At 66.1% G+C, this 4,605-nt stretch carries 6 protein-coding genes; 2 read left to right on the forward strand and 4 right to left on the reverse strand.

Going from position 1 to position 4,605, the window contains the following annotated elements; all coding sequences use genetic code 11:
• On the forward strand, positions 1 to 259 hold a 259-nt coding region (locus JHD73_RS26620; RefSeq protein WP_368735563.1), incomplete at its 5' end, for a surface-adhesin E family protein.
• A 7-nt stretch (positions 260 to 266) separates the two neighbouring features.
• On the opposite strand, the gene JHD73_RS26625 is transcribed toward JHD73_RS26620, so the two are convergent.
• Together JHD73_RS26625 and JHD73_RS26630 are read right to left on the reverse strand one after the other, a co-directional pair.
• The gene (locus JHD73_RS26625; protein WP_199033153.1) at positions 267 to 1,340 is read right to left on the reverse strand and encodes a DUF2993 domain-containing protein; all 1,074 of its coding nucleotides are present in this window, start codon (positions 1,338 to 1,340) and stop codon (positions 267 to 269) included.
• Positions 1,337 to 2,488, reverse strand: a complete 1,152-nt coding sequence (locus tag JHD73_RS26630; protein WP_199033154.1) for a hypothetical protein — start codon at positions 2,486 to 2,488, stop codon at positions 1,337 to 1,339. The genes JHD73_RS26625 and JHD73_RS26630 overlap by 4 nt, the downstream gene beginning before the upstream one ends.
• An 87-nt stretch (positions 2,489 to 2,575) precedes the next feature.
• Here JHD73_RS26630 and JHD73_RS26635 point away from each other — a divergent pair, with 87 nt between their 5' ends.
• A complete protein-coding gene (locus tag JHD73_RS26635) occupies positions 2,576 to 3,397 on the forward strand; it encodes a MerR family transcriptional regulator (protein ID WP_199033155.1) in 822 nt (273 codons plus the stop codon).
• A gap of 91 nt (positions 3,398 to 3,488) precedes the next feature.
• On the opposite strand, the gene JHD73_RS26640 is transcribed toward JHD73_RS26635, so the two are convergent.
• Positions 3,489 to 4,385 (reverse strand): metal-dependent hydrolase, encoded by an 897-nt coding sequence (locus tag JHD73_RS26640; RefSeq protein WP_199033156.1) that lies wholly within the window; start codon positions 4,383 to 4,385, stop codon positions 3,489 to 3,491.
• On the reverse strand, positions 4,382 to 4,605 hold a 224-nt coding region (locus JHD73_RS26645), incomplete at its 5' end, for an alpha/beta fold hydrolase (protein ID WP_199033157.1). The genes JHD73_RS26645 and JHD73_RS26640, both read right to left, overlap by 4 nt.

Here is a 4,605-nt window from a genome sequence, read left to right on the forward strand (position 1 = left end):
CGATGGCACTGTGCGCGCCACCTCGCGCGACGCCTATGACACGCCACGCAAGCTCGCCGATGGCGTCGCGTATCAATACGATTCGCGCACGTCGGTCTACGACTGCAATAACGAACGCATCCTGCCGGTCAGCGCGCTGATCCAGGACAGCCAGCACGGCACCATCCTCTCCAAGAACATCGACAACCCCCGCTGGGAGCCCGTTGCGCCCAGCACGGAAGGTGAGGCCGTGCTGCGCGCGGTCTGTCTGCTGAAGTAGGGCAGCGTTACTGCACGGCCGCGGCAGGCGCCAGGTCGACGCGCAGCGTGCCGTCTGCATCCATGCGGGTGGTGCCGCGCGCGGCGGCCTCGCGGTAGTGGTACAGGTCGAAGCGCAGCGGCCCGCGCGTCGATGTATCGGTGACGAGCACGCGGCTATTGGTCACCAGCACGTTGTACATCTTCAAGTCACCGGACTGGATCCAGATGCGGCTGCCGGCGTCGGTTGGGGCGGGCGCGCACATGGACGGCGCCGGGCCGAAGCCAAGCACCAGGCCCTCGGGTGTCACGCGCGCTGTCTTCATCGCACCCACCAGGCGTGGCGGTGGGAACACCGTAGTCTGGTCCAGCACCATGGCGTTGCCGTCCAGCTTGGCGCCGCCACGATCGAGCGGCGCCAACTGCGACAACTCCAGCCCCATCCCCTTGAGCATCGCCAGTGTCTGGATGCCCATCACGCGTGCTTCACTTGGGGTGTAGACGAGGTAGCGTGATTCCTTGAGCTGGAGGGTGCCGCGCATGCCAAACGGCAGCCACACGCCCGGAAAGTGATTGCGCAGCTTGAGCCCGCCCGACACGTCGAGTACGCCATCGCCCGGCGTGAGCGACAGCGCGTTGAGCGAGCGCGGCGCGTAGTCCAGCAGGTACGTGTTGAACAGCGCGTCGAGCGATGCCTTGGGCACCGTTACCTCGCCGCCGAGGATGCGGATATCGAACTGGCTCGGGTCGTCCATGTCGACCGGCTGGCCGAGCGTGTGCGGCACGAGCTGCGCGGTGAGCTGGTGCACGTGGAAGCCGATGTCGCCGGTGATGCGGAAATCGACGTCGCGCATCTGCACCACAGGCGGCGCGGTGCGGGAGTCGCGCGCCGCAATGGCGCCGTTGGCATTGGCCGCACCGGAGGTCGGCTGGCAACGCTGGGCCCACTGCTGGCGGACCATGCTCAGTTCCTTGCGCTGGGCGCTGGCCATGGGAGGCTCGGCCGCACGCGCGAGCGTACTGGCCAGCAGACCGGCGAACCCCAGCGCCAGCAACGCCAGGCGCAACGTGAGGGCAGCAAGAGCGATGGCGGGGGCGATCATGGCGCGGTCCTCTTGGCGAGTTGCACGGCGGGTTTGGCGGAGGTGGCCGCAGGCTTGCCTGCACGCGCCACGGCGAGCGAGTCGAATGACGGCATCAGCACGCGAATGCTGCCGTCCGGCGAGAAGCGCAGCGACCCGGCAACGAGCTGATCCCGATAGCGGTACAGGTTGAACACGAAGGGCTTGGCCGGGTCGGCAACCATGATGTCGATGCGCGCGTTCATCGGCATTGAGCGCAGGAAGCGGATGTCGCCGCCTCGGAAGAGGATGTAGGGGCGCTGTGCATCCGCGGCGTTGGCCAGCGGCGGCATCTGCGGGTTGCCGTCGCCGATCTGCATGACGAGCCCGTCGCGCGTGACGCGGATGGCGGAGACCTTCAGATCCAGCGCGGGCGGAGGGAACAGCTTGGGCACCTGCATGACGATCTCGCTGCCGGTGAGCTGCACAGCCGGCGTGGACACCGGTAACAGATCGGCCAATTCGATATGCGCGGCGCCCATCAGCGCGCCGGCATCCTGGCCCTGCACCTTGACCACGTTGGGGCGGAACACGATGGTCTGCGAATCGCGCAGCACGAGCGGGCCGCGCAGCTCGATCGGCACCCAGGCGCCGCGCCGGCGCATCTCGGCGCGCATGTCGAGCACGCCGTCATCCAGCGCGAAGCTGAAGCGCCGCAAGGGCGGATCACTGCCCGGCCCGCGCGCGAAGACCACGGTGTTGAACAGCGCGGCCATGCTGTCGGCGCTCACGCGCACCATGCCACTGACGGGCTGCAGCGTGTACGACGACACATCGTCGAGCCAGACCGGATCGCCCGGCTGGCGCGGCACCATGCGCAGCGCGAGCTGGTCGACCAGGAAACCGACGCCGCCGTCAAAGCGGAAGTCGACATGGCGCAGGTACGAGATCGCATCAGGCTGGCCGGAATCGCGCAGCGTGGTCGGACGGACTTCGCGCGTGGCGAGGTTGCCCGATTGGAACGGCGCGCGTGCCTGCTGGCGCGCGTCTTCCAGTTGCTTGGCCTTGGCAGCTTCGATGCCGCCATGGCCGTCACCGGCACTCGCACAACTCTGCAACAGCAGCGCTGCACACAGGACGCCCGCAGCCCGAAGCGCCCAACTACGGTTGCTCAAGTTCAAGTCCCACATCGACGGTCTCCTCGTCGTGAGAAAAGCACCGGATACGTCCGGCAACCCGGCGCGGCTATGTTGCCGCGCTCGTGTAGAATTTTTTGCATGCCTGCCCGCAAACCAACCGGCGATGCCGGTCCGCCTGTTACGCCGCCTGCCCGCGAATTCACCATTGATGAGCTCGCGCGCGCGGCCGAGACCACTGTTCGCAACGTCCGCTCGTACCAGGACCGCGGCCTGATCGACCCTCCTGAGCGGCGCGGGCGCGTGGGCATCTACACGCAGGCGCATCTCGGGCGGCTCAAGCTCATCAATCACCTGCTGGCGCGCGGCTACACGCTCGCCAACATCCAGGAATTGCTCAAGGCCATCGTCGAAGGCCACGACCTGCGCTCCATCCTCGGGCTCGAATCCGCCATCAGCAGCCCGTGGTCGGATGAGCAGCCCAAGCACTTCTCGCTGCTGGCGCTGGCCAAGCTGTTTGGCCGTTCCATGTCGCGCCAGGCGCTGGCCCGCGCTATATCGCTCGGCATGCTGCAGCCTGACGGCCTGGGCTATCTGGCCCGCAGCCCCAAGGCGTTGCTGGCCGGCGCACAAATGGCGAAAGCCGGTTTCCCGTTGGTTGAAGTGCTCGACATTCTCGAGCGGGCCCGTCCGCATACGCAGGCCGTGGCCGACGATCTTGTCTCCATGGTCGTGCGCGAACTCGACAAGTACGGCGAAGGCCAGCTGCCGCCGGTCGAAGATGTGCCGCGTCTGGTCGACGTGATCTGGCGCATCCGCCCATTGGCGCTGGTGGCAGTCGAGGCCGAGCTGATGCGTGCGCTCGAGATCGCCGCCAACAAGTACCTGGGCGATCGCGTGGCGCAGGTCATCGAGCATTTGCACGAGTCGCCGAATTCCTCGAACTCGCCGGACAAAGGCTAGTGTCTCCGGCGCGCCCATGCGTGGGGCGCGCCTTATCTATTTCTAGTTTGATCCTGATGCAGTGGGTACCGCAGGTGTTTTGAATGCCCGCTCAGGACCCGGCTGCACTTGCCGCCGACAGCTTGCGGCGGATCGACGGCGACGGCGCCTCGCCATTGGCGGCGGCATACGCTTCAATCTCCGAGATCAGCTTGGGCAGGCGCTCAAGCGCCGCGCGGTTGTCCTCATCCCACGGGTGGAAGGATGGCCGGAAGAAATCGAAGAACTCCGGAATGATCTTGCGCAGCGGTGCCGGGTGGATCCACAGGAAGTGGAACGCGCGGCCCAGGCCAAAGAACTTGTTCTTGCAGGTGCGATCCGCAAAGATCAGCCGCAGGTGCACGTAAAACACCATCGACCAGAACAGCACCGTGGTCGTCAGCATCACCGAGGTGCGCAGGATGTAGCGACGCAGCCCTGGCTTGATGGCGAGGTTCCACACGTCGTAGCTCACGGCCTTGTGCTCCGTCTCTTCCATCGCGTGCCACAGCCAGACCTGGCGATAGCCGGGTTCGGAATTGCGGCCCAGGCCGTCCTCATGGCTCAGCACCTGATTGGCCAGCATGGCCGTGTAGTGCTCCAGCGCCACTGTCACCGCCAACTGGTGCGACTTGGGCGTGTACTTGCGCAGCACATTCAGGAACTTGCCGACAAAGCGATCAATGCGATTGGCGGGCAGGCCGGCGCGGTCGAGCAGGTCGTTATACAGCACGTGCTCACGCGTGTGCATGGCCTCCTGGCCGATGAAGCCAGCCACGGCCTGCTTGAGTTCGGGGTCGGTCACCAAGTGCCGGTAGTTGCGCACGCTGTCCATGAAGAAGCGTTCACCGGTCGGGAAGAAGATCGACAGCGCGTTCAGGAAGTGGGTGACGTGGTGGCCTCGCTCGTGCCAGTTGCTGATGCGATCAGCTGGCAGGTGAGGATGCACGTCGCGGCGGACTGGCATCATGGGCGGTTCTCCTGGTATGTGGTTTCTGCAAGGCGCGCTGCTGCGCGGCCCTGGTCTAGGAATGCACAGAGGTCGGTCCCCACGCGCACGGGGTCTTCCTCCATCGGGATATGGCCGAGCGCCGGATACATGCGCAGCGTGGCGCCTGGAATGCGGTGGGCAAATTCACCGGCATGCGCGGGCGGGATCCACCGGTCGCGCTGGCCCCACAGGATCAGCG

This window comes from Ralstonia sp. ASV6 (genome assembly GCF_016429285.1).
Taxonomy (GTDB): domain Bacteria; phylum Pseudomonadota; class Gammaproteobacteria; order Burkholderiales; family Burkholderiaceae; genus Ralstonia; species Ralstonia flaminis.

Bases quoted from the DNA above. Each gene is read 5' to 3' on its own strand.
- JHD73_RS26635 (WP_199033155.1), top strand. From the start codon at position 2,576: ATGCCTGCCCGCAAACCAACCGGCGATGCCGGTCCGCCTGTTACGCCG.
- JHD73_RS26640 (WP_199033156.1), bottom strand. From the start codon at position 4,385: ATGATGCCAGTCCGCCGCGACGTGCATCCTCACCTGCCAGCTGATCGC.
- JHD73_RS26630 (WP_199033154.1), bottom strand. From the start codon at position 2,488: ATGTGGGACTTGAACTTGAGCAACCGTAGTTGGGCGCTTCGGGCTGCG.
- JHD73_RS26625 (WP_199033153.1), bottom strand. From the start codon at position 1,340: ATGATCGCCCCCGCCATCGCTCTTGCTGCCCTCACGTTGCGCCTGGCG.